Genomic DNA, 24635 nt, shown 5'->3' with positions numbered 1-24635 from the left:
CATGGCCAACAGCCGTTTCGCTTCGCACGTACGCTTGTGGTTGATCGTCTCGCCGTTGATGATCTGCACCCTGGCGCCGTTCATGCAGAATGATCGCGCCTTCGAAATCAGTGAGGCCGAACAGGCGTCGGTTGAACGCGTGCTCGGCCAGGAAAGGACGGATAACGTCGTTTCGCTGGCCAACGCCCGCTTTCACAAGTGGTTCATCGAAAGCGGTGCGGTCAAGGCATCGTTCACCGGCTCCGACGGCCAGACCAGTTTCTCCGACGGGGGCGCCGCCGCCTTCGGCAGAGGTTGGATGCAGCATTTCTGGCTGACGATCTACCGTGCGGTGTACCGAGCCGCGGTGGCTCATCACTGGGCTTTCGGCGCGATCGTCCTGTTCGTTGCGCTATTCAACGACGGGACCGTATCACGAAAGATTCGCGCCGCCGGGGCTGGGTTCGCCAACCCGGTGACATTCCACGTTGCGGCCCATGGATTGACGCTCTGCTTCGGCTTCGGGGCGTCTGCCCTGCTGTTACCCCTTCCCATGCTGGCGACCTGGTGGACCTTTGGTGTCTGCCTGATTGGCCTGCTCTGCTGGCGCCTTGCGGCGTCTTTCCATGTCGGCAAGTAGCCGGTGCCGTAACGGTGCCCGGCCCCATATTGGAGAACAACATCATGACCACTACCGATTTGACCCCCACCGAAGAGACCCTGCAGCAATCCGCGCCGACCGACGTAGCTGCAGCGCCGCTCGTCGCAACACCTCCAACGCTTGGCGCAATTGACAGTTCTGGCGACGTCGAGACCGAGCTCGCGGAGATGGAGCAATCGGCCGATGCACTGCGCCAGGAAGGTCTGATCTCGACAGCGGATCATGAGGAGCGCAAGGCTCAGGTGGAGCGCACCCGTAAGCTTTTTCGGGACCTGGCGCCTGAAGACCGCCAGGCGATCGTTCGACGCCGGCGCGAGCTCGGCCTGCAGATCCTCAATCGCGAGCTCGCCGGTGCGGCAGTTGTTCCAGTGGCGCTCAAGCTCAATCACACCCGCCTGCGGCCGCTGTTCGAGCAATGGTGGCCGTACATGAACCGGATGTCGCTGAACCTGCAGCGCTTCGGCGCTGCCACGTTCTCGCGCTCTGAATTGTCGACACTCGAAAACTACCTGGAGCGCGAACTCTCGAAGATTGAGGATTATGTGGACGAGCAATTGCGAGTGGCGAAAGCCTACCGCGAGCAACGGGAACAGGAAATGCGCGCGCAAGACGAGATCGTGTTTGTGCCGACGATACAGCGCCCCTCCCTTTCGCTCGAGGTTCAGGCGTATTCGCGCTTCTCCGTGCGGGCACTCCAGATCTTGATCAAGTTCGACCAAACGATGGACCAGTTCGACTTCATGGTCTGGAATGGCATCCGTGACCAGAGCGACGTCAACGACGAAGTGACGCGCTTCCTGCGCAAGTTCCAGCCGCTGGGGTTGCGCAGCTACACCACGCACCTGAAGCTGATGACGACTGTGCGCGGGATGTAAGCCATATGTGTCAGCTGGTGTGATCACGTCACACCAGGGGCCACAAGTTACACCGTGGGGTCACTTGCTATCGCCTAGTGACAGATGGTCCCACCTACATCGGCGCCCAACTGCCTCGTATCTGTCTCGTAGTCGTACTTCGGGGCACTTGCTCACACGTGCTATCACCAGCACCACAACGGGATTCCAATGTCGCTCAAAAAGGTACTAGCAGTCCTTAATCCCGCCCAACGCGAAGTCGTGGACCTGCGTCAGCACTGCCTCGCCGTGGCGGTACCTGGAGCTGGAAAGACGGCGACGATCGCTGCCAAGACCGCAGTCCTGCTCGCGGATCCGCATGTGACTGTGGGCGCAGTGACGTTCAGTAAGGACGCCGCGGTCGAGCTTCGCGAGCGGATACTCGAGCTTGCCGGAGCAGCGACGAAGAGGCGACTGCTTGCTGGTACGTTCCATTCTCTCGCCTATAAGCAGCTTGGACGGCGCGACGGCGGCAGCGCGCCAGACATCGCCACCGATGGCGATCGTACCGGGCTTCTGATCCAGGTTCTCTCTGACCTCGGGTTGGACTGGAAGGTGGAGGACGCCATCGCGGCGGTTGAAGCGATCAAGACCAACTTCGGCCAAGTGCAAAGCGGCAGCGCCGAAGAAGTGCTTTACCGTGGCTACCAAGACTCACTGGAGCGAAACGGCAAGATTGATTTTCAGGACATGCTTCGGCTGGCCGTGGAAGGCATGCAAAACGGCACCATCGAGCCGTATCCGTTCAGGTATCTTTTGGTCGACGAATTTCAGGACACTGACCCTCTCCAGTATCAGTGGATTGCCTCGCATGCTCAGGCCGGATCGATTGTGACCGTTGTTGGCGATGATGATCAGAGCATCTATGGCTTCCGATCAGCGTTGGGCTTCCGCGGAATGGAATCCTTCATTCGTCAGTTTGACGCGCAGTCAGTGGTGTTGGGCAACAACTATCGCTGCCACGCAGAGATTCTTGGGGCGGCGGACCGAATCATCCGGAATAACCGCGACAGGATCCCAAAGGAACTGGTTGCGTACAAGGGCCCCGGGGGGAAGGTTCAGTTCCAGCGGTTCGCTGACGAGTATGCCGAGGCTGTCGCAGCGATGGAGCATCTGAGGGCGGCGGTAAGGAATGGCAAATCGGCGGCAGTCCTTGCCCGGACCAACCGCATTCTCGACCCCGTCGAGGCGATATGCCGATCGCATGGCGTCAAGTATTTTCGGGCGTCCGGCAAGTCGATTCTGAACCGGCCGGAAGCTGCCCTGATGTGTAATCTTCTGGAACTGATCCAGAAGACGAAGAGTACCGGAGTGGACGCGCTGCTGTCCTTTGTCGGGATTGATACCCAAGAACTACGGCTCCTGCACAGTAAGGGCCACGCGAATACCGAACAGCGCCAAAGAAAAGAGCTCTTGGAACTGGGCCTTTCCGAGGCATCGGCAGATCGCTATCGGGAACTTATGAAACGGCTTGTCGAATGGCGATCCCTCTGCGACAGGCAGTTTTATTCGTTGGTGCTGGAAGGAGTGTACGAGTGGATGATGCGCCAGACCGACTCGGATCCTGCCCGTCGTGCCATGACCACGACGTTCGACGTACTGTCCCGACTCAATGGTCCATTTTCCGACAGGCTGGAGTTCCTGCGCCGCAGCAACAACGAACCGGCGCCGGATGCGTTGATCCTGACGACCATGCACAGCTCCAAGGGGTTGGAGTGGGATCGGGTATGGATCATCCGGGCCGAGGAAACCGTGGTGCCCGATGAGAAAAGCACCGAATCGGAAGAGCGTCGCCTGTTCTACGTAGCAGTGACGAGAGCACGTGAGGATCTACGGCTATCGATGGCCAAGAAGAATCCCACCTCTCGCTTTGTCTTAGAGGCAGGCCTTGATGCGTCGACCACTACATGACGACGCAAGAGAAGCAGCGCAGGATCCGGTATTTTTGCTGCCTGCAAACGGGAGCAAGTGCAAGAAGGGATGACATTGTCGTGCTTACTCAAAAGTAATCCCTAAATCGACCTGAGCGCCAATCTTCTACTTGTCCGCCGCGTACAAGCACGACTCGGCCACGCAGATTTCCAAGGAAAAGGTGGATGAGCCAGTAGCGATTTCAACCAACGAAAAAAAACCTGGAGCGGCAACTCCAGGTTTTTCATCGGCATAGACAAAGAGGTGACAAGCTTCGAAACCCTTTGACTCGACCTTACAAGACAGATCGAGTGTACGGAGCCCGCGCCTACGCTGTCAATGCTTCCTCTCCAAGATAGCGTTTATCGACCATGAAATGTGGCTTCGACGGGCTGCCTATTGCCCTAAGAACATCAATGTGCGGCGGTACGTCGCATGCTTCCAACCCTGTCCCCACCGAAAGTCGGCAAGCCAATGCAGCCAGGCTCGATGCCAGCCGCCTGCCTGAGCGTATTCTTAGAGCAATCGCGCTGATCTACGAGGCGGATGGACTTCGGGCTTTGCACATCACGAACCGTCAGGTTCTGGCCACACTGGTCCGCTTCTCTTTGAACCGGCAGAATCCCTCTGCACTTGCCTTCATAAAGAAGAAGACCATTGCGCGACACCTCGGCATTAGTGAGGCCACTGTCTATCGAGCGCTTGGCGCGCTAGAAGACGCTGGGTTGATCGAGCGTGAACAACAGCGGAGGACCAGTGCGCGGCTCGAGGTAGTTGGACGAATCGGGTTCTCCGCAAAGTTGCTCCGTTGCATTGGGATCGCGAATCCACAGCTGCAACTTACTTTCGACAATCCGGCCCGCTCTGATGAGTCCAAGGGATCTCCAAGCCTCGCATCGGTGAGTGACGTAAACAACACCATACAGTCTTCTACGAAGAAACATCCCGGGGCAGGACGTTTCTTGCAGATTGATGGCCGTGCGGTGCCTATGGATCTGGCGCCCCTCGTACGGGACCAAGCGCTGAAGATTTCCGCGTTGTTCCTGCTAATGCGACTTGCGCGAACGGCGGGCCATCGATTGTCAGACGTCGTCTCTGCGGCTGGCAATGCGCTCATGCCGCTTCGAGGGCGGGAACTGTTCGCATATCTTAAGTCGCTGCTCGACAAGCCGGTCGACTACGGACATGTAGTCCGAACGCGGAAAGTTCGTGAAGACGAAGTGCTGGCAGCGAAGGTCCGGGCCACGCAAGAGCAGCAGCAAATTGCTACCCTTGTCGATAGGTACCGAGGCAAACGGGTTTCAGCGTCGGACGGAACGACCTACGAAGTCGATTCAGCATCCATCGTGATCACCGACGCTAATGGCCGGCGAAGCTCTCTCGCGCATGAGCAGGCCCGTGCCTGGCTTGTCGAGATGAACAGAGTAGCGAGCGGACTGGCCGCTGCCGTAATCCAGCCGGCGCAAGCGAGAGAGCGATCGGCAGTAGTGGCGCCGCGCCTGCCGTGTGACGCGACCAATCTGATGCGCTGCGCACTGGGCGAGGCCTGCATTGAAGAGTTGCCGGCGATGACCATCGCCGCTGCTGTCCCCTTATCAGCACCGCAAACTCAAACGCGACGGTCGTCGGGCACTGCACAAATGGCAATCGAACAACTACGGGTTTTGGTGCGCGCGAGGTTGGATTCTGGACGTATTCGGTTGCCGTGAGAGGGCCTGCTCATGCTCAGATCAGACTTGCTGAGGCTGCAGCGCCTACTCGCTTTGCGGCCTTCGCTGCCTTGTGCACGCGACTGGCCACAAAGCCTCCAAATGTGCTCCGAACATTCGGCTCATTGATATGCTCGTGCACGTTCAAGGACTCAACCTTAAGCCTTCGTGCAAGAAGCTTGGCCGCCTGAGACTGACAAAACTCTGCAATCATGTCCGATTGCTGCTCAGGGGAGAGCTTATTGTAGGCTTCCCAGCCCAAATCAGCTTCTCGTTGGTCGCGCTCGGCGCCGGCGGCCTTCACGCGGGCTTCACGTTCGGCCATCTCCTGGTCAGCAGCCTTACGAGTTGACTCTGCAATGGCAGACTGATAATGGATCTGCTTGTCGAGTTCACCGAGCAGGTAGCCCTCGCGAAGGGCCTTCATGAAATAACCACCTGCTCGTACCTTCACCTTGCCAACTTTCACGTTGTGGCGGGTGTACTCCATGGCCTGGTGGATTCGCTCGTCGTTGTACACGTCGCGGTTCGTAATGATTTCGTTGAACTCGGACTGGTTGAGTGCGAACTCTTTGCGCAGTGTCTCGTAGACATTTCGAAGCACGATGAACGCGGTTTTTTGCTCGTTGGGCTGTTCGGTAGCGTTCAATCGAAATCGAATTTGGCCGATTTTCTTTGAGCCGGGCACGTTAAGCGTAAGCATCTCAATGTGGAGTCCGGTCACTTCGCGAATTTCAGAGATGGCTACCTCAAGGACTTTACTTCGGAAGTGTTTGAAGAGGTCGTAGGTTTTCTTCTCGCACTCTAGCCAAGCACGCAGGGCTTGAACTTCGAACCAAGGCGTGATTCCCTCAACCATAAATTGTTGTAGTCGGTCGTACAGAACCTTAGAGTGCACCGACTTGAATACGTAGCGTAAGCTCAGAAAGTGGGAGGATTTCGGGTTCTTGATAGCGCGCTGTAGCCGTTCGGGAAGCTCAAAGATAAACTCCCCTTTTTCGATGAATGCTGAGCCCATTAGGGGCACTGCACCCCATCGATCTTTGGAAGGGTCTTCGACATCGATCTCGTTAAGCTCGATAGCGGCTTTCTGGGCTTCGCGAACGAGCTTGCTGAGGTGGCGTCGGTTGTTGCTCGTTGTGGCTAGGAGCCACTTGAACAATCCGACGTCAACCCGGTATTCGCGCCGGACTTCTTGGTCTTCAGCCACAAGGAAGTAAGCAACATCGATGAGGCGACGGCCTGCCAGACTTAGGTCGATGATTTTGACGAAGGCATTGCTGCGGCGGAAGCCCAAATCTTTTGGCGCTTCCGTGACGCTTTGGCCTCGAGGGGCGAAGTCCTCGAATAGTGCCAAGGCTAACTGTTGCGATGCGCTTTCCATACCACTTCCCTCCTTCGGGCAGGAGGTTGCAGGGGAAAGGTCGAAATGTCAAAACATTTCTTGTGACTTTGCCTCCCTAACGCCTAGTGGCATGGTGCAATAGCTACTGTACGGATCTCGCTGATGCTTGGCCAAGGAAACGGATGGACGCGTGCAGTCGGACAATTCTGGTGACCTTATACGGGGCTCGGCTGTAGAGGATCCCTGCGCCGACCGGAACCATGTCCTCATGGTTGGGTAGGTTGGTTTTTTGTTTTTAGAAACAGAACATCACTTACAAGAAGCGCGGGCCTCTTAATTAAATCAGTGACTTAGAGTGGAAAAGTCACCTTTTGGGGCCCAAAGGTCGCCGATTTTGTCTGGTAAGGTCACTAGATGTGGCCGCAAGGTAACCGGATTTGGCCCCCGGTTACCTGGGGCATGGAGTCTGGGTCCATGCAAGGTAACCGGAATTGTCATCAAGGTCACAAAAATTGTTGGAATGCCGCGGAAGCCTTGCGAGACAAGGAGTTGCGGGCAGTTTGGGCGACCCATGGTCACTGGATTTGTATTTTTGCGCTCCAGGGGCCGTTCCCCCATTGTTGGGGAGCAAGGTCACAAAAATTGTTCGCAGTTGAGCGGTATCCACTCGAACTGCCCAGTCATTGCCGGTATGAACGGTTCAGAAGCGCCTGTCCGGATAGCGGAGTAAGCGCTAAGGTCACCAGATTTGTACGAACAGGCCCTCTCGCTGCTAGGCAAAGTCACCAAAATTGTACGAACCACGCTCCGGAAGGGAGTTGGAGTGCCCGGTCGCCGCTTGTCTCAAAGTGAGAGCAGTCAATGAAATTGCGTTTGGCCTTTGCCGGACTACGATTCGGACAATTTTGGTGACTTTGGGTGTGCGGCAGAAGCGACCGGGTAGGACCTTCAGAATCTAAAGAACCATCGAATGGCGAATTCGTACAATTGGCGGTGACCTTGCCTACTCAGGCGCAGCGCCTGGCTTTTTGGAAGATCCATCCTTTCCCATGAGCGGATTACGCTTTGGTTTACTTCACTCGATTCGGCGAACCTCGCACATATAGCCAGTAGAGACGTCACTTTTTTGGCAAAAGTGCGTACAAGTACGTGAAGTTTTCGCGTTGGTCGCGTATTCTACGTTTCATCCTGAATTTCACATGGAACGTTGAATATGGTGGTGAAGAGCGAATTAACCGAGATTGACCGGACTGTCACGATTGGTTCAATGAGTGACTTTTCGAAGAAGCTTCAAAAACTAACTGAGGAACTTCGCGAACATATCCTGGCACCTCGGCCTCGGAAAAGTCCGCCCACGTTCACCTCCACCCAGGTCGCCGAGATGTGCGGCATCGACCGCGCTCGGCTTCATTATCTGGCAACGAAAGACGGAAGCACACTTCCGGCGGGTGAGCTTCATGGGCGCGTACGCCAATTTTCGCTTGCCGAGACCCGGAAGTGGGTTCAACAAGCTTCGCAGGTGAGGCCGTCCCCGCTGCTAAGAAACGGCGAAGCGGACGGTCGCGTTCTTATTTCTGCCAACTTCAAGGGTGGTAGCTGCAAGACGACTTCGAGTATGTGCCTGGCGCAGGGGCTGAGTTTGCGCGGTCGCAAGGTACTACTGGTTGACCTAGACCCGCAAGCATCCCTGACCGAATTGTGCGGCCTGTATGCCGAAAAGATGATTGTCGAGGAAAGCACCGTTCTGCCGTACATCTACAGCCCTGACGACTTTACCCTCGAGAGTGTCATTCAGGAGACCTATTGGGACGGGGTTGATGTCATCCCTGCGCATCCATCTTTGTTCTCCGCGGAGTTTCATATCCCGGCAATGGCAAGCAAGTCGGCGAATTATCGCTTCTGGACCCTGTTACGTAAGGGCCTGGAGCCGCTCCGAAAGAAATACGACTATATCGTGCTGGATTCGGCGCCGTCGCTATCCTACCTAACCATTAACGGCCTGATGGCAGCGGACGCCATGGTGATGCCTTTGGTGCCGGAGAGTCTCGACTTTATTAGCTCGGTGAGTTTCTGGAGTCTGTTCTCCGATATGGCGGACAGCTTCAAGAACATCGAAGGAAACAAGACCTACGACTTCGTGAGCATTTTGCTTTCGAAGGTTGACTATGGCGTGGCGTCTTCGGCTCCGATTGTTCGCTCCTGGGTCCAACGAGCCTACGGTGATTGGATGAGCCCGATTGAAGTGCCGGCGAGCTCCGTGATGAGTAACGGGGCGCTCGCACTTGCGACGGTGTTCGACATTAGTAAGTTCGAGGGCAGCAACAAGACATTCCAGCGTGTGCGGATTCCATTCGACGAATATTGCCGCTGGGTCGATGAGTTTTACTCCGGAAAGTGGGAGGACGCGTAAATGAATATGCGCAAGCGCATGCTGGAGCAAACCGCAAATTTGACTCCTGCTAATGAAATCAAAGTGGAAGTCGCCGCCCCCCAAATTGCAGACCGTCCGAAGACTGCGCCAGGAATGATGGCGGCCTTGAGTGCGGCGCAGCTTCGGATTCAGGAACTGGAGTCCCAAGGGGCTGCAAGCACGGTTCCTGTTGAGAAGATTCGGCCGAATCCCTGGCAGCCGCGGATAAGGTTTGACGAGAGCAGTCTCACTGAGCTTGCCGAGAGCATTAAGGAACTGGGCCTAATGCAGCCCATTCTGGTTCGACGAGTTACACCGGACAACGGAGAGGCGTACTACGAGCTTATTGCCGGGGAACGCCGTTGGCGCGCTCACCAGGTGTTGGGTCTGCCGGAAATCAAGGCGCTCGTTTCGGATGCGTCTGATGCAGATATGGCCGTGCTAGCTTTGGCGGAGAACGTCAGCCGTGAAGACCTTACCGACTACGAGATTGGCAAGGCGATGCGTCGCGTGGAGAAGGAATTTCCCGACAGGAAGCGGATGGCCGAATCGATGGGGATGAGCCGAAGCACACTCTATCGATATTTTGCCTTCGACAATCTACCCGAGTTCATGCGTGTAGATCTGGAGAGGAATCCATCGCTTTTCAGTGGGACTGCAGCAAGTGACACTTACGCCGTGCTGAAGAAGCATGGCGAGCCAGCTGTGACTGTGGCTCGCGAGGTATGGAAGCAACTTGTAGACGGCAGCCTTGAGCAGTCGAAGTTTGCCAAGCTGCTGGACGCGTCGCTAATCCGGCGTGAAGCGACGCCTGTAACTTCGCAGCGCGACATTCGTAAGGTCTATGCGGGTAAAACTCAAGCCGGCAGCATCACAAAGGATTCTCTGAGCTTTACTGTAAAGCTCAAGAGTGCAGTCCTGACAGCGGCTCAAGAGGAGCGGATACGGACGGTGATCAACGAACTTTTTGACGGCGGGCCGCAACGTTAGCCCCGCCGCTCCTGACCAGTCGAACCCCTCATGCCGAGGGGTTTTTTTGTGTTCCGAGTCGGAACACGAGTCCCGTTCTTACAAGACGCTCTTCTGAATTCCTCGTGGCCGGTCCTCGATTAGGAGCGGATATGTGTCGGCGCAATTGACCCATGAGTCGCGCCGGTCGGTCGGGCAATTGTGTTCCGATTCGGAACACAACGTCATCGTGAACGTCGGATACGTGCGGTAATCAATGTGAGGACGTTGCCCAACGTTAGCCCTGCCGCTCGCAAAACCAGTCGGACCCCTCACGCCGAGGTTTTTTTGTGTTCCGAGTCGGAACACGAGCCCCGTTCTTACACAGACGGGCTCTGAATTCCGCCGTGGCCGGTCCTCGATTAGGAGCGGATGTGTGTCGGCGCTATTGGTGCCATGAGTCGCGCCGGTCGGTCAGGCAATCGTGTTCCGACTCGGAACACAACGTCATCGTGAACGTCCATGCCTTGCGATTGCATCTGGGATGGCGATACCGGGAGTGCGCCAAGGCTGCGATGCTGCTGATGACGTTGATCGTGGCAAGAGTCTGCCGCAAATGGGCAGTGAGCAACCAACCTGTTGGGCGACTTGTTAGCTTTGCCATTGCTACTCTCCATGCGCTAGCGCCCCGGCCGATGGGTCCGCATGAACATTCAGTCCGGTCGGGGCACCCATACGGGTACGACCGGCGGTCAGATACGCCGTATGGGAGTACGAGCCTGCGGCAAATTGTGAGGCCAACTTGCCAGTCGATGTTTGACCTGCAAGTCCGGAGTGCCCGAGACATACCGGACGTGAACGAGGCGATGTGGATTGCCAATTCCGAGGGCCCATGCCTTGCATGAGGCATTACGAGAACGCACGGATCGAGGACGTTCCGATTCTCGTTGCCATGCGACACCTCAGCTGAGATGAATAGCGCTTCTTCGTTGGTCGGCTGCCTCCTTCATGTTCCGAGTCGGAACACGAAGGAGGCAGCGTCACCCCAGAAAATGCCCCTCGTGCCGGTGCTCCTTGATCTGCTCGAATCGCAGCTGCGTATTGAAGAAAGTCCCGGCGGGATCGTAGGCGAGAGCAGCAGGAGTCTAGCCTGTGGCTGGCACGGCTGCGCAACGACAACCGCTTTGCGGAGCGCTGACGGTCAGGACACCCGAAGTAATGTGAATTTAGTTAAGCCGCCAGTACAACTCGCTTCAAAATATGGAGGACAGCGCAGCGGACTACGCACTTTGACTTGGCCGAGTGTGTCACAACGACCAGAATCTCTTGTAGTCATCGCGCAAGTGAGCAACGGCTACTGCCGTCTCGGCGAGACCGATCGACCGTAGATATCGATGAAGATGAAAACGTGACACCCGTGAGGCCAGGAGTGAAGAGAACGGGCTTCGGGTTCCGTGATCACATCACTAATGAGTTGCATCAGGTACTCTTCAGGGATGAGTGCCCCTGTTTCCTAACATCTCATTGGAAATTTACCTTGTGAGAACCGGCTACACGAGGCCGCGAGGCAAGGTCACAAAGTTTGTACGAATCTCAGTTGCAACCCCTTCGTAGGCCCAGCGCTGACTTGTCTGGGAGAGGGCCTCTGTCGCAAAACGGACAATTGATGGTGACCTTGCGTGTCTCGAAGGACCTCAGCCGGACAATACTTGTGACCTTATGAGAGGCCGACAAGCCTAACCATAATGGGAAAGGCCGTGACGGCAGGCCGAGAGGTCCCTTTTACGGCACGCGAAGACAAAAACTGACGCTCTTACAATCTTGGTGACTTTATCTTGGTCCAGCCTGACGTTTGGCCAATTTTGGTGGCTTTGTCCACCTCGCCTACCGCATGACCTTCCACGGCTAATGCACGAGAGCGCGGGAAGGCGCTTTGGAGAATTCGGAATTGCAGCTTCGTTCCTGAGGTAGGGGACAGAGTGCTATCGGCACAAAGTTTCCAGCCGGTACGCGCGTAAGAGTGCCCAGCTCCACTACCACTGATGCTTCGGGCATCAACGTGTCTTGGTTCCCTCACATCGGAAAATTGGTGAAATCTCGAGCTGCGGAGCCGCTCGATTGCAATTTGCCGCGAGCTAAGGTGGCCAGGGCGCTTCCTAGCTGAGGCCGGGATAAAGCTTCGCCACCGCGGCGAGGCCACGTGCGCGCTCCGCGCGGACGTAGTGAGCGGTTGTTTGCAGCGAGGCGTGCCCCATCAGCCGTTGCAGGACGTCCGCAGGCATCTCGTTGGCCACTGCATGCGTTGCAAACGTATGCCGCAGCGCATGGGGCGCGACGTGGCGCAGCTGGTTCCGCTCTGCCTCGGACAGTGGCAGCGTGGCGTCGTCGGCGACGCGCACCAACGTCGTCGTCAGCAGCTGGTACAGCCCATCCGGTGAAAAGCCCTTGCCGCGCAGCACGGGCGCGCCGTGCTCCTCGCTGAGGTGCTTCGCCTGGGCCGTGCGCGTGGACGGTATCACCACCGGCGAGAGCAGGGCCAGTTCCTGGTCCGGATTCTCGAAATCGTGGCCGCGGTCGGCCCAGTGCGCGCGCAAGGCATCGATGGCGCGCGCCGGGAGGAATACCGTGCGCCACTGCTGGCGCTTGCCGAGCAGCGCCAGTTCCCACAGGCCAGCGGGAATGCCGGCCTGCTCCGGCACCGGCTGGAGGTGGCAGCGCTGCGCGCCCGCCGCCTCTTCGCGGCGCGCTCCACTGCATCCCAGCAGCAGCACGGCCGCGCGCGCCAGGCGGTACTGGGCGCCGGGTGCGTCGACAGCCTTCGCGGTCAGCGGCGCCGCCACCGGCACCGCGGGCCATTGCGCGCAGAGCTGGTCCAGGATGCCATCGGGCTGCACCAGTGCTCTCCACAGCGGAGCCGGCAAGGCCTTTTCGACCGCGATCGGCACCTCCCGGCGCGTGGTCAGCGGATCCTGCACCAGCAGCCACGGGTTGCCGCCCAGGTAGCGCATGCTCACCAGCCAGGCAAAGAAACCCCGCAGCACCAGCACCGCGTAGCGCTGGGATTCCGGCTTGAGGGCGCCGGCGAAGGGACGCCAGCGGGCCGAGGTGCGGGGCGCCTTGGGGCCGATCCAGGACGGATCCGGCTGCGCCAGAAACGCCTTGTAGTGCTCGCACTCTTCCGGGCCGATGGCGGACAGCGCGGTGCCGCGCTGGCCCACGCACCAGAGCAGGAAGCGCTCCAGTTCCTTCTGGTAGGCGCGTGCGGTCTTGTCCCGGTCACGGAAGCGGGACAGGTAGGCCTGGATGGCCTCCAGGTCATGGCGGGCCGCGATCAGGCAGTAGCCCGGCGCCCGGTTGCGGCCCGCGCTGCCGTCGAGTGCGGGCACGATCCGTCCGACCTGCTCCAGTGGCACCAGCTTGCGCGCGAGCGCAGGGCCCAGCTCGACCAGCGCCGTCTGGGGCGTGTCGTCGACGACCACGAGCGGGCCGAGCGTCGCCGCCTGGGACTGCAGCCAGCGCTCGATGGCGCGCGCCTTGCCGGCCCCCAGCCGGGGCACCGGCAGATACCAGCGCCGACCGCGTAGCGCGATGTAGCCTTGCAGCTGCCTGAGCGTCTGGATGTGCTCCTGGCGCAGCGCCCGGAACACGATTGGACGCAGCCACGCGGATACCGGGTCGTCGGGCTGCGGCGCGGAGAAATCCTGGTCGGCGGCGCGCACCAGGTAGTCGATCGCACTCTTCGGCCAGCGATTGAAGCGGCGCGCGTCCGCCAGGCTCGCCGACAGGTAGGGGTTGCTCAGGCAGACGCGCTCGACCAGGTGGTCGCGCATGGCGTCGAGCCGCGCTTCCAGCTGCGCCGCGGTGTCGATGCCGGCGGCATGCAGCGCGTCCTCGTCATAGACGCGCGCCAGGATCTGGTCGGTCGGGATGCGGTTGAGCCGGAAGCGCAGCGCCGTGAAGTCGGCGCGGGTATAACGCGGGGTGTCGGCGGCGACGAGGTTATGTTGGGCCATGGCAGGAAAGGGGGTCGGCAGCGACCCTCATCTTACCTGATAATAATCCATGCATGGGCCCGAGCGCGGCGCACGCGCTGGATGAAGCGCTCAGGCAGGGGGCGGCGTGCTGGTGGCATCGCGGGCAGCGGGCAGCGACCCCATTTTCGGCTACACTGTAGGGGTCCGCCGGGCTCTGGCGGTTTCAAGCGGTGTCCGCGCCGCCTCTGCCGGCCTCCCGGCGCCGGTTCCGGCACCTCCGCCAGGCCCAATTTCCCCAAGTGCAGCTTCCAAAACCCGGCAAATTCCGTAAAAATTCAAGCCTGATAATGGGGATTATCACACAAGACGCTAAGCTGCTAAAAAAGGGTCGTTTAAATCACATTCGCTCACACAACTAAAGTTGTGTCTACTGACCTATATCCTAAGCATGCATCGTTCGTGAGTGAGTGACTGAATCTCCTTGGGGGACAATCACTTGGCTGGGCCGGGCCAGCGATGCATACATACATCCCACAGCATAGTTCAACGGGCGCCTGCGGCAAGTCAGGCGCCTTTTAGCCAATGCCAGGGTTCGTCGCATGTCGTCGCGCCGGCCGACGGCGCGACCCAGCGCTGCGCGCTGGGCAAGCGACACATGCTCCTCTGCAACGGTCCGGTACGCCGACGTCTGCCAGCAGGGAAGACTGGCGAAGGGTCCTCTCGCTGTGCCGCCCGTGGAGGCCGGCGGGGCCGACGTTGCGTCAGCTCCCGAGGACCTTGCGGATGGCCGTGGCATAGCCCGGGTCAAAGACGGTGCGTCCCTTGTCGTTGACGATTTCCCCGTGCTCCAGTTCCCGCCAGCCCTGGTCGCGCAGGAACTCCGGGGCGACGGCCCGGCGCAGGGCCTGGCGTTCGGAGTCGGTCAACTGGGACGCCGCGGTCACAGTCAGCGGCGTGGCGCAGCCCTGGGCGGCAACCACCTGGGCGCCCAGCGGACGTCGGTCGATGATCACCTTGGTGTTGGCCTTCAGGGTGTTGATCTGCGCCTTGAGCTTGTCGCGCTCGACGATGATGGCCTGCATGAGGGAGCGGATGGCCGGATCCTCGATGCGCAGCAGGTACGCGTGGCTCGCCGGCGCTTGGGTCGCCTGGGGCATCGCCGGTCCTGCGTAAGCGGCCCAGGCTTCGATGAGCGTCCTGTAGTCTGCGGACTGGGCGTTGTAGAGGGCACGGCCCTTGAGCACGCCCGCGGCTTCGCACAGCTTGCCGATCCCTGCTGTCGAGAAGTCGCGCACGCCGACCTGGTGTTGCCGGTGGCATATCCCGTGCACCGCCTTCAGGTTGCGCTGCCGCTGCGAGCGCCCGCCCTTGGCCAGCAGCGACTCCAGCACCGCATCAGGATGAATGGCGGTCGTCGTCATCATGGCTGCCCTCCGAGGCGCGCGATGGTCAGAGGTCGCGGCGACTGGGCTTGCGCCGGTAGCAGACCGTCGAGGTCGATGCCCAGGTAGTCGCTCAAGCGCTGGCCGGCGTCCATCAACTCGACGACCTGTCGCATACCGAGCGACGGGTTGTCGGGCCCCATCTGCCGAGCAAGCCGGTGCATGAAGGCGTTGCCCACCCGCAGTTGCTCCTCTTCGGCCAGGTGCATGAACAGCGGCGGCAGGCCGTCGCGGCAGAGGACAGTATCAAGAAGCTGGCTGCGCCGGATGACAGCCTTGCCCGGGTAGAGGTCCGGATACAGTTCGGTGTCCTGGCACACCCCTGCGAGTTGCAGCAGTTCGGACTCGGTTTCCTCGAAGGCCACCTGCACGTCGACCACGGTGCCCACGGGCACGAGTTGCGCTCCACCGCCCTGCGAGTCGTCCAACAAGTTCTTGCAGCGCTCGATGAGTCGCCAGCAGGCCACCAAGTCTTCGGCCAGATCGCTGAAGCGCTTCATGTCGGCTTCCCATATCCGTTCGGCCTGACGCAGGGCCGCTTGCTCGGTGAAGGGTCTGCCAGCGGCCTCGCTCGCGGCCTTCTGGCGTCTGAGCTCGTGTCGCGCGCGCTCGTGTTTGAGGCACGCGTTGCGTGCCTCGTCGAAGTGGTAGGCGACGTTGTTGAAGTGCGCGGCCAGCGCCGGCAGATGGTGAGGCTCCGTGACAAACCAACGGCAGCGCACGCAGTTGCGACTGCCACCAGGCACAGCGCTGAACTTGTTCTTACTTGGAGGGCCGATCAGCGGTCCACCGTTGTAGCAGCCTCCCACCGCCCCATTGCCCTCTAACTCGCTGGTGTTGCCGCCAACCAGGCATAAGCCGTGGTGCATGGGCATCCAACCCGCGGCGTTGCGGCTCGCCGGGTGGGGCGGGATGGCCACCGCAAGACTAGAAGGACTGTTGCAGACAGCCGTCTCCAAGAGATGCTCATACTCCGTATCGAGCAAGAAGGTCTGGATGGTTGCCGCCTTACGCGCCTCTAGACGCCGCGCTGCGTCGTTCAGCACGTCACGCACATGGCTCGCGCCAGGCTTGGTGTAGTACAGCGTCATCAGCAGTCGGCTGTGCCCGACCAGCTTTTGCAACACCGGGAACGGCACTTGGCCTTCAAGTGCGAGTGCCGTCACGAGCGAGACTCGCAAGCTGTGCAGAGGGAAGAGGGTGGTCATCCCGCTGTTCTGTTCTGGGGAAGGAGGTAGAAGCTTGATGGGCGCTCCATTGGCGTGGGTTTCGTTCCGCGCAGCGAGGCGGCATTCAAGGACCTCCAACAAAGCGAACCAGACGCGTTCCACGGCCCCTGTGGTAATAGGCAAGTGCGCATTTCCATCACGCTCTTCTGGCGTTCGGAACAGGAAGCAGGCGTCAGGGTAGCCAGCAAGCTGCACGTCGCTCTTCGCCTGTATATGACGGCCATCCAGTTCAGACCAGGGCGTGCGGCGCTGAATGGGGTTGTACTTGCTCTGCCAGTTGCGCAGCTTCTCCAACCAATAGAAGACGTCCTGGTGCAGCGGGCCGCCTGCAAGCCAAGGCAACACATACCCCTTCTCAGCACCCGAGCGTGTCATGTCAGCTGTCTTGTTGGTGTTGACATAGAGCACGGTCGCGCCCCTGCCTGTATCGCCAGGCTGCTGGTTGCGGCGGAACACACCTTGCTGGAGGGGCTTGCGCTCGCTGCCCTGCACGAGATGACGGCTGCGCGGATGCGTGTTGAGCTGCCAAGCACCAGATGGACCGGCAGCGGCTGAGTCGTAGCGCTAAGTGTCGGCCTCGCCCGAGTCAAGCATGCGTACCTGGAAAGTCCGCAGCGGCAGTATGAGCTTAACCAACAGGGCGACCCAGCGTACGGGGCTCCATATTTCCAGTACAGGTCCCCCACCATGCTTGGTCCGCTGTCGCACACGCCATACACAATCCGGGTCGCTTCGGTCTACCCGGTCCTCGCTGACGCTGAACCAGTCAGGCGCGGCATATCCGCCCTGTCCGACTTCAACACCCATCGCGCTCTGTGCCCAGGTCCAGTCTCGGAAAGTGGGGCCTTGCGCGAGTATCTGGCGCAGTTCATCAACGTAGCCGTAGGGCAGTGGCGAATGCACGCTTTCGTCAAGCCTGACGAACTTTGAGGCAGACAGTTTGGCGACTGGGTTGTGGAATGCCGGCAATACCCTGACATTCCCTTGAACATCCAGCTCGCTGAACTTGTGCTGCAGAACGAAGGTCAGGAAGGCGTGAATGTAATTGTTGTACGTCACACCTGGACGTGAGTCCGGGCAAGCGGTTGTATAGAAGTCGGGCAGCACGGTATCGCGTGCAAGGAATAATGCCGGGTTCAGCGGCAGTCCCTGGCCGACGATGTATCGCTTCAGGAAGACCACCAGGGACCAGAGACGCACGTCTACTCCTCGCGTTTCACCCCTGAGCCATTCCACAGCCAGCAGGCGCCACGCTTCCAGTTGCGGGAATTCGCGGCCAACCCAGCCAAGGGTAGTGTCGTTGTCCTTCGTGACACCGTACCTTCTTGTCGGCGACGCGGGCGCAGGGATGCCATCGATCTTCGGCGTGGATGACAGTTTCATGTGTGATCTCCCTTCTGGTGCACGTCGATTTTGCTCACCCTGGCACTTGTATCTCTGCAGTGGAGCCAACAGCCGACAGCAATCGATTCACTGCGGCAGCCAGTTCCGCCTGCATCTCCCGGCTATTGGCTTGCGTGTAGACCTCTTGGCTTTCCGGCGAGGCATGGTGCATGAAGCGGCGGATGAATGCCCTGTCGATGCCCGCGTTCATCAGGCGCCGGCCATAGGCGTGCCGATGTCCATGCGGCGTAGTGCCCAAGGCCTTGCCAACCTGCAAGCCGATACGCTTGCAGGCTGCGGCATGGGCCTTGTTGTACTGAGCCAGGCAATACATCTCACCCAACGGCGAGCGGCGCAGGTTGATGAACGCAAAGGGGTGATCGCGTTCCAGACAAGCCACCTCTTCGAGGTAGCGGTGCCATAACTGCAGGAACAGTTCGCCGTACTGCGGCACGAACCAGTGAGCCTGCTTGTAGTACGGGCCGTCGTGCATGCCGCCTTTCCAGCCTGCGGCACGGCTGTCGAGCGTTTGCGTGCGTGGCACGAGGCCGAACTTCTCTGCCAGGTAGGCGGCACGGTTGCCCTTTCGCGGATGGCCCTGGGCATCACGCCAGTCCTCAGGCGCGGCGCCTTGGCTCGGGTGGTGGATCCGCACGAGGGCTTGCTGCTGGTTGGACGGGTCAGGACATACGTCGCCGATGTAGAGGTGGAACGGCTCTGACTCTCTGAAGCCTGCTCCATGCAGCAACAGCGTGATCAGCATGCAACGGTAGTCGTGATGGCCCGCCACCATGAAGCCCCTGGTCAGCAATTCCATGAAGCGGTCGTCCGGGAAGGCGGGCGGCTCGCGCTGGAACACCTGGGGCGTGCGCTGTGGACGTAGGCGGTGCCCACGGGCATGCAGCGTGGCGTTGGCGGCCCAGATGTGTCCAAGGAACGAGCGGTCGCGGCGGTACTGGTAGGCCGCCTCGTCGCACAGGCGGTCGAACGCTGCGCCCGCGTAGCGCGGGTTGAGGGTCGCCGCTGCCGGGCGCATCTGGCCAAGCCACTCGAAGAAGTCGGTGAGGTGCGTGATGATGTGCTGGGCATCGACTGCCGAGCGCGCCGACCATGCCAGCCCGCTGGGGTCCAGGCCATCGCGGTCGAAGGTGCCGGTGTAGAGGCGCTGGGCGAAGTTCTGGAACAGGCGGTAGCTGTCGCGCTCGGCTGGATTGCTGTGCAGGTATTCAAGGAACATGCGCACCGAACGCGCGACCTTACCCATCCACACGAGGCTGCGGTCGTGGCTGCGGGCCAGGAAGTAGTCCAGCAGCGGCTCCAGCACCCCGGCTGGCGTCAGCAGCACCGGCAGTTCGGTGTAAGCGCTCGTCGCGTCGGTATGCACCTGCGCCTTGGCGGTGACGAACATCAGGGCGTCTCCTCCAATAGGCCTGCCAAGGCGACCTGCCGCCGGCTGGCGTACGGCTCGGCCTCGGCAGCCCGGCGTGCCGCCTGCGCGTCGCCCACCAATAGCACCTGCGTGGTGGCGCGGGTGATGGCGGTGTAGAGCATCGTCCGGTCGAGGTTGCGCGCGGCCCACACCGGAACGATGACGCGTGGGAACTGGCTGCCTTGCGCCTTGTGCACTGTCACAGCGTAGCCGAGCTCCAGCGCGTCCAGCACCTCCTCGGTCACCGGCCTGCGCTCGCCGTCGTCCCACCGCACCCAGGCCAGCACAGTGCTGGCAAGCCGAGCCTCGGTGTCGGCCAGCGGATGCGGCGTCTCCTCGATGGCTTCAAGCCGTCCCAAGCTGCCATTCTGGATGCCCAGGTCCCATAGGTTGCGCGTGCACAGCACCGGGTCGCCCAGGCGCAACCCGGAGTCCTCCACTCGTTGCCGCTCCTGACTCCACACCAGCAGCGGCGGGGCATTGGCACCCAGGGCTTCCTGACACAAGGCGTTGAGGACCTTGGCTGAAGCCGGCCCGCGCTCGCGCGTGAAAGTCAGTATCTGGGTGCGCTGCGGATCCTGCATGTACTGTTGCAGCACCGTCGCGGCGAGGTCGGCTTGCGCGCATGGCACAAAGGCCATTGGCGCCTGCGGGTCGTCCGGTATCGCGGGCCAGCCTCCCTCGCGCACGGCTTGCGCCCCTTGGGCGATGTCGCCGCCGAAGCGGCGCACCCCGGTGAGCTCCACCCGGGGCACCCGGGTTACTGCTACGAGTGCATGCAGTGTGAGACCTGGCCCGACAGGTGGCAGCTGGAACGGATCGCCGATGAGCACGAGGCGGCAGGAAGTCGGAATCGCCTCCAGCAGCCGGTACGCCAGCAGCACGTCAAGCATGCTGGCCTCGTCAATAACCAGCACCGCGTCGTCCGGCACGCCTTCCCGGGCGACGTTGCGCAGGAACCCCGCAATCGTCATAGCCGGCCGATGCGTTGCCTCGGCCATGCGCTTGGCAGCCCGGCCTGAGAGGGCCATGAGGTAGCTGGTGCGTCCGCAACTGTCCAGCAGCCTGCCGACGGCCTTGAGCACTGTCGTCTTGCCCACGCCCGCGCCACCGGTGATGAGCGTCAGGGAATGCGTGGCCGCCGCATGCACCGCAGCGCGCTGCGCGGCATTGAGGGCGAAGTCCGCCCGACCGGTGAATGCCGCATCTTCGTGCTCGAATCGCTCCAGCATCTCCGCCACTTCGCACGGCAAAGCCAGCGGCATCTCTACATCCAGCCGCCTGTTCAAGGCCGTGGCCACGCCGCGTTCGATGAGGTAGGGACCCTGGGCATGCAGCCGCCCCCCGCGCACGAGGACCGCGCGGCTTTCGATGGCGAGATCCAGCGCCGCAGCCACCGCGGTGGTGCCGACCAGGCGCCCAAGAGCCCTGACCACATCCGCGCGGTCGCAGCAGGTGTTGCCGTCGTCAAACGCGCCGTAGAGCACCGCCTCCACAGCTGCCGTGAGGCGCCTGGGATCGTTCACGCCGAGTCCGAAGTGTTCGCAGGCCAGCTCGTCGGCGGCTGGCCAACTCATGCCGAAGGCCAGCAGCCGGTAGGGGTCGGCCGCGATGGCGGCGTGGGCTTCGGCCCCGTAGACCTCCAGTACCTTGTGCGACAGCCGCAGCTCCAACCCCGCACGTTGGAACCACCGCAGCGCATTGGCGTTGCCGTACGCCTGCCAGCCGGTGAGCAGCACGCCGGCCAGCTCAGTGCCCACTATGGCGGCCACGCTGGCTTGATCTGCCTGTTCCAGGCACTGGTAGAGCCGCTCCCCCAGCGCCTCCCACAACCGGCGTGCCTTGACCTCACCGATGCCCGGGAACGCCGGACTGGTGGCCAGCAGCTGCACGATGTGCTCGCCCGAGGGGCGAAGCAACTCGGCAGCCTGCGCAACGAGCCGGTGCTCCAACACGTGGAAGCCGTCCACCACGTACTCCACAGGCTTCGCGTCGCCTACCACCCGCCACCACTGGCCTTGCTGCACCTCAGCGGGCGTGCTCCGCGCCGGGAAGATGACGGCATAGCGCGGAGCGTCCGGTATGGCTCGCCCATTGGCGTCGATTGCCAGCGCGGTTGCAGTTGCGCTGCCCTGGCAGCGGTGGCGGACGCGCTGCACGCGCAGCGTCAAGGCGGTGGTCATCGGGCCAACCGCCCGGTCTCGGCCAGTAGGGCCTCGCGCGCTTCGTAGCGCTTGAGGCGCTGCCGCAAATCAGCCAGCTCGACCCGCATGGCGGAGTTCTCGGCTTCGAGACGCTTGAGCCGTTCGGCATCGCTGGCCGCTTGCAGCTGTCCCTTGGCCCGCAACGGCAAGGCCGTGCCCGGCGCTACCGCTTGGGGCAGCACGCCAGTCGCGCGCAGCCGCTCCTCCAGTTGCAGCAGTGCTGCCTTGACGCGTGGGTTTTGCGTGAGCACGGAGCGACTGAAGTTGCACTCGCGGCAAATCTCACCGCGGTTCAGGCGCCCTTGGCCTGCGAGCTCGCGGAAGTCGCTGTTGCTTCTTGTACCGACCCAGCTCAGGAAAGCCCTGTAATTCTCTTCAGCCCGTTCCTGACCGTTCACGTCCAGCTCCTGCTACATGCGATGCAAGCAACAGGTATAGCTTTACAAAGCTGGAACGCAAGGAAATGCCCCTTTAGCAGGGGAGTCAGACGCGATTCAGGCCTGGAGTGGCCAAACTATGCAATCTGGTTGGGTGGAACTTTCTATGTCGTCAACTAAAGTTGTAACCACTCGTCCGGGTAAGCTGAGCCGTCACATCGACTTCCCTGCAATCCGGCGCGGAGCGTGTCTATATGATGGGTCGCGCCGGCCAGAAAGAGAAGGCGCAATTCAGCGCCCGGCAAAATCGGGCTGGGCGCGCGCCCGCTGGTGGCAGCGGGCCACCTCGGTCAGCTCATGAGCCTCCTGCCAGAATCCCTTCCTGCGGCGGACGATCGCCACAAAGACGTGGTAGCCCCCCGCCGGCCACGGCGGAATCGGTGCGGGCGTCACCGCGTGCGCCGAACTGGGAAACGGTAGCGCGACCCTTGCGATCCGCTGATAGTCCATCGCACAGCGCCGCAGGCCCGCGATCGCCCCGGCCGGCGTCGGCGCCCATGCCTGCAGCGGTGCGTGATCCCAGCGTGCGACATAGCGGGCATCGGCCGCGCGATAGAGCCAGCACCACGGATGCCCGTCCTGCAGGCCCAGCAAGCGGCGACGTCGCACATCGCAATCGGCGGGTGCGATCGCGTCGATCACCTCCCAACCGGTCTCTTCCGACCAGGTCAGGCACGCGCCACGACTGGCCACCCACATCGTGTCCCGGCGCGCCTGTCGGCACGCGGCCGCTGCCACCTGTCGCATTGCTTTGTCAGCATGCGGGGCCGCTGTCCACTCTGCCGGGATCGCCGCCGCGAAGCCGAGTCCGCTGGCCGTGAGGCGCGCCAATCAGGCGCTGTCACGCCACGATGTGCTGGGCGCCGCGTCTGCCCAGGTGGCGACGCCCGAGCATACGGCCGCGGTGGCGCGCGCTTGCGCATCGCACCAGATCGCGCCCAGACTCACGCGCGCCGCATGGCAGGCAAGCCAGTGTCGCGTCGCGGCATCGGCATGGTCCGCGCCGCGCACCTGACAATCGGCTTGCACGGGTTCAGCAAGCTGACCCGCGGTCCCTGCCCGGCGGCTGACGATCGGGCCAACGCCGTTGTTCAACGCCAGGTTCGGCTGCACGTCCCCACAGCAGGTCGATGAATGCCTGCCGCGCGCAGGGACTGCTGCCGATCCACGCGCTGATCGCCAACGGATCGCACGAGTCGATGAACCGGGCCACCCATCTCGCGCCGTCGGGAGCCAGGTGTCGGCGCACGTGGCGGGCAAGGGCCCGATACACCGTAGTGGCCGGCAGCGACGGCCAATACGAAGGCTTCCCGTGCTCGCGTTTGTCAGGTGGTGGCGGCGCATGATCTCGAGATGGCGTTTGCCGTGGGCGGGGCGTGTACCACGCCGTGCTGATTGGGGGCGGTACCAAACGGATCGGCCGCAAGCACGCCGGATAGGCGAGGCCCAGCGCTTGCGCGGCGGTGATTACCCACTCCAGGCCGTCCGGAGCGTGTTGGCACAAGGCTTCGTCCAGCCGCGCCGACCGGATCAGCCTCGCCATTGCGTCCAGCCAGGCGGCGACCGGATCGAGCGCATGGGTTGCCTCCGGCGCCAGCGAAGGCCGACGGCAGGTTTCGTGCGTAAAAAAGTGCAACCGGCCACAGCGGCAGCTGCCGGCCGCTGCGTAGTCTTCCAGGGAGTGCAACGTCGCGTGAAACGGTGCGCCGCAGTGACAGCGCTCAACCAGCGGCGTACCGTGGATCGGGCACGCGTCGAGCAACGCGACGGAGAAAAGCGCCGTGTGGTAGCCGGCAGCGAGACAGGCGAAGCAGAGGCGCGGCTGCGGCACGACCAGCGACGCGCTCAGCCAAGACGGCAGCGCACCGAGCGTGGACCACCGAAATACCTCCGGCGTCTCGCCGAGCAAGCGTGCGAACGCTGCGACATCGACGCCACCGGCGCGCTCGAGCAACGCCACTGTCGCGGGTGGACGCGCCCCAGGGGGTGGCAAGTCGTGTGGATGAAGCACATTGAGCGCACACGCGCGCAATACCGTATGCCAGAGCGATGCATAGGGCAGCACGCTGCCAACATGCCAGGTCAGACGCCTGTCAGGCATGCGGGGTCTGCCCGCGACCTGCGTGCCGCAGGGCTGCGGTCGCCGACACCAGGGCCATCAGCATGCTATGCCCGCAGTTTTCAACGGCGGTCCGCCAGGCTTCGGCCGAGGTCGCGATCTCGATGTCGGTGCCGCCGGCGATGCGTAGCAAGACATGGCGGCATGCTTGTGCCACGGTCTTCATCGGGAAGTCGATCGGTCCCGCGTAACGTGGCGGCAAGGTTTCGTGCATGGCCTGCATCAGCGCGTCCGCCTGCTGCGCCATGCGAAATCCTCCGGCCCACGGACGCGGTGCCAGGGCTGCCGTGAACGAACAACCTGAACCAGAGGGCCATTCGCTGCCCTCGTCGTAGCCGCGCATTACATAAGCGAGTTCGTCGACGCTGCGCACGCCGTGAAAGGGCGCAGCCGCCAACATGAAGCGCGCCGCGACATGGGCGCCGCCGGCCAGTGCCATGCCGAACGGCTCGTCGAAGAACTGCAGCGACGCGATCGAGAACACGCACAGGCGGATGCGTTGTTTCTCCAGCACGCTATGCAACTCGACCAGCCACATCCATTCCCGCTGCCGCCGGCAGCC

16 protein-coding genes and 1 pseudogene are annotated in these 24635 nt (G+C 61.5%); 6 read left to right on the top strand and 11 right to left on the bottom strand.

Annotated elements, in window-relative coordinates:
• Position 1 precedes the first annotated feature (1 nt).
• The 4 genes from J8I82_RS26295 to J8I82_RS26280 all read left to right on the top strand — a co-directional run bounded on the left by J8I82_RS26295 (position 2) and on the right by J8I82_RS26280 (position 5153).
• Positions 2-619, top strand: coding sequence for an IncC plasmid conjugative DNA transfer DtrJ family protein (locus tag J8I82_RS26295; RefSeq protein ID WP_209761769.1), 618 nt, complete (start codon positions 2-4; stop codon positions 617-619).
• 44 nt (positions 620-663) lie between these two features.
• Positions 664-1515, top strand: coding sequence for an ATPase (locus J8I82_RS26290; protein ID WP_209761768.1), 852 nt, complete (start codon positions 664-666; stop codon positions 1513-1515).
• Positions 1516-1704: 189 nt separating this feature from the next.
• Positions 1705-3444, top strand: a complete 1740-nt coding sequence (locus tag J8I82_RS26285) for an ATP-dependent helicase (RefSeq protein ID WP_209761767.1) — start codon at positions 1705-1707, stop codon at positions 3442-3444.
• Between the two features lie 371 nt (positions 3445-3815).
• The gene (locus J8I82_RS26280) at positions 3816-5153 is read left to right on the top strand and encodes a helix-turn-helix domain-containing protein (protein WP_245180134.1); all 1338 of its coding nucleotides are present in this window, start codon (positions 3816-3818) and stop codon (positions 5151-5153) included.
• Positions 5154-5169: 16 nt separating this feature from the next.
• Here the strand turns inward: J8I82_RS26280 and J8I82_RS26275 are convergent, their stop codons facing one another.
• Entirely contained in the window at positions 5170-6537 is a 1368-nt protein-coding gene (locus J8I82_RS26275; RefSeq protein WP_209761766.1) for a replication initiation protein, read from the bottom strand.
• A gap of 1174 nt (positions 6538-7711) precedes the next feature.
• Between J8I82_RS26275 and J8I82_RS26270 the strand changes: the two genes are divergently transcribed.
• Complete coding sequence (locus J8I82_RS26270) at positions 7712-8908, top strand: ParA family protein (RefSeq protein ID WP_209761765.1); 1197 nt, start codon at positions 7712-7714, stop codon at positions 8906-8908.
• Positions 8909-9898, top strand: coding sequence for a ParB/RepB/Spo0J family partition protein (locus J8I82_RS26265; protein WP_209761764.1), 990 nt, complete (start codon positions 8909-8911; stop codon positions 9896-9898).
• A 2114-nt stretch (positions 9899-12012) separates the two neighbouring features.
• On the opposite strand, the gene J8I82_RS26260 is transcribed toward J8I82_RS26265, so the two are convergent.
• From J8I82_RS26260 to J8I82_RS26215, 10 genes and pseudogenes are all read right to left on the bottom strand, one after another.
• On the bottom strand, positions 12013-13869 hold the full coding sequence (locus tag J8I82_RS26260; protein WP_209761763.1) for a site-specific integrase: 1857 nt from the start codon (positions 13867-13869) through the stop codon (positions 12013-12015).
• A gap of 722 nt (positions 13870-14591) precedes the next feature.
• Positions 14592-15254: a gamma-mobile-trio protein GmtX gene (gene gmtX, locus J8I82_RS26255; protein ID WP_209761762.1), complete on the bottom strand. Its 663-nt coding sequence runs from the start codon at positions 15252-15254 to the stop codon at positions 14592-14594.
• Positions 15251-17884: pseudogene (gmtZ, locus tag J8I82_RS26250) on the bottom strand (gamma-mobile-trio integrase GmtZ). Before gmtZ ends, gmtX begins: the two are co-directional and overlap by 4 nt.
• Before the next feature lie 34 nt (positions 17885-17918).
• Positions 17919-19292, bottom strand: coding sequence for a gamma-mobile-trio recombinase GmtY (gmtY, locus tag J8I82_RS26245; RefSeq protein ID WP_209761761.1), 1374 nt, complete (start codon positions 19290-19292; stop codon positions 17919-17921).
• Positions 19292-21496 carry an AAA family ATPase gene (locus J8I82_RS26240; RefSeq protein WP_209761760.1) on the bottom strand — a complete coding sequence of 735 codons (2205 nt, stop codon included), beginning with the start codon at positions 21494-21496 and terminating at the stop codon, positions 19292-19294. Before J8I82_RS26240 ends, gmtY begins: the two co-directional genes overlap by 1 nt.
• Complete coding sequence (locus J8I82_RS26235) at positions 21493-21915, bottom strand: VPA1267 family protein (protein WP_209761759.1); 423 nt, start codon at positions 21913-21915, stop codon at positions 21493-21495. The genes J8I82_RS26240 and J8I82_RS26235 overlap by 4 nt, the downstream gene beginning before the upstream one ends.
• Before the next feature lie 270 nt (positions 21916-22185).
• On the bottom strand, positions 22186-22701 hold the full coding sequence (locus J8I82_RS26230; RefSeq protein WP_209761758.1) for a hypothetical protein: 516 nt from the start codon (positions 22699-22701) through the stop codon (positions 22186-22188).
• An 84-nt stretch (positions 22702-22785) separates the two neighbouring features.
• On the bottom strand, positions 22786-22983 hold the full coding sequence (locus J8I82_RS26225) for a hypothetical protein (protein ID WP_209761757.1): 198 nt from the start codon (positions 22981-22983) through the stop codon (positions 22786-22788).
• A gap of 4 nt (positions 22984-22987) precedes the next feature.
• Positions 22988-24055: a hypothetical protein gene (locus tag J8I82_RS26220; protein WP_209761756.1), complete on the bottom strand. Its 1068-nt coding sequence runs from the start codon at positions 24053-24055 to the stop codon at positions 22988-22990.
• Positions 24048-24611: a hypothetical protein gene (locus tag J8I82_RS26215; protein WP_209761755.1), complete on the bottom strand. Its 564-nt coding sequence runs from the start codon at positions 24609-24611 to the stop codon at positions 24048-24050. The genes J8I82_RS26220 and J8I82_RS26215 overlap by 8 nt, the downstream gene beginning before the upstream one ends.
• Positions 24612-24635: the final 24 nt, after the last annotated feature.

It is taken from the genome of Cupriavidus consociatus (assembly GCF_017814975.1).
Lineage (GTDB): Bacteria > Pseudomonadota > Gammaproteobacteria > Burkholderiales > Burkholderiaceae > Cupriavidus > Cupriavidus consociatus.
This window is presented reverse-complemented; position numbering and strand designations above follow the sequence as displayed.

Bases quoted from the DNA above. Each gene is read 5' to 3' on its own strand.
- J8I82_RS26295 (WP_209761769.1), top strand. From the start codon at position 2: ATGGCCAACAGCCGTTTCGCTTCGCACGTACGCTTGTGGTTGATCGTC.
- J8I82_RS26290 (WP_209761768.1), top strand. From the start codon at position 664: ATGACCACTACCGATTTGACCCCCACCGAAGAGACCCTGCAGCAATCC.
- J8I82_RS26285 (WP_209761767.1), top strand. From the start codon at position 1,705: ATGTCGCTCAAAAAGGTACTAGCAGTCCTTAATCCCGCCCAACGCGAA.
- J8I82_RS26280 (WP_245180134.1), top strand. From the start codon at position 3,816: ATGAAATGTGGCTTCGACGGGCTGCCTATTGCCCTAAGAACATCAATG.
- J8I82_RS26275 (WP_209761766.1), bottom strand. From the start codon at position 6,537: ATGGAAAGCGCATCGCAACAGTTAGCCTTGGCACTATTCGAGGACTTC.
- J8I82_RS26270 (WP_209761765.1), top strand. From the start codon at position 7,712: ATGGTGGTGAAGAGCGAATTAACCGAGATTGACCGGACTGTCACGATT.
- J8I82_RS26265 (WP_209761764.1), top strand. From the start codon at position 8,909: ATGAATATGCGCAAGCGCATGCTGGAGCAAACCGCAAATTTGACTCCT.
- J8I82_RS26260 (WP_209761763.1), bottom strand. From the start codon at position 13,869: ATGGCCCAACATAACCTCGTCGCCGCCGACACCCCGCGTTATACCCGC.
- gmtX (WP_209761762.1), bottom strand. From the start codon at position 15,254: ATGATGACGACGACCGCCATTCATCCTGATGCGGTGCTGGAGTCGCTG.
- gmtY (WP_209761761.1), bottom strand. From the start codon at position 19,292: ATGTTCGTCACCGCCAAGGCGCAGGTGCATACCGACGCGACGAGCGCT.
- J8I82_RS26240 (WP_209761760.1), bottom strand. From the start codon at position 21,496: ATGACCACCGCCTTGACGCTGCGCGTGCAGCGCGTCCGCCACCGCTGC.
- J8I82_RS26230 (WP_209761758.1), bottom strand. From the start codon at position 22,701: ATGCGACAGGTGGCAGCGGCCGCGTGCCGACAGGCGCGCCGGGACACG.
- J8I82_RS26220 (WP_209761756.1), bottom strand. From the start codon at position 24,055: ATGCCTGACAGGCGTCTGACCTGGCATGTTGGCAGCGTGCTGCCCTAT.
- J8I82_RS26215 (WP_209761755.1), bottom strand. From the start codon at position 24,611: ATGTGGCTGGTCGAGTTGCATAGCGTGCTGGAGAAACAACGCATCCGC.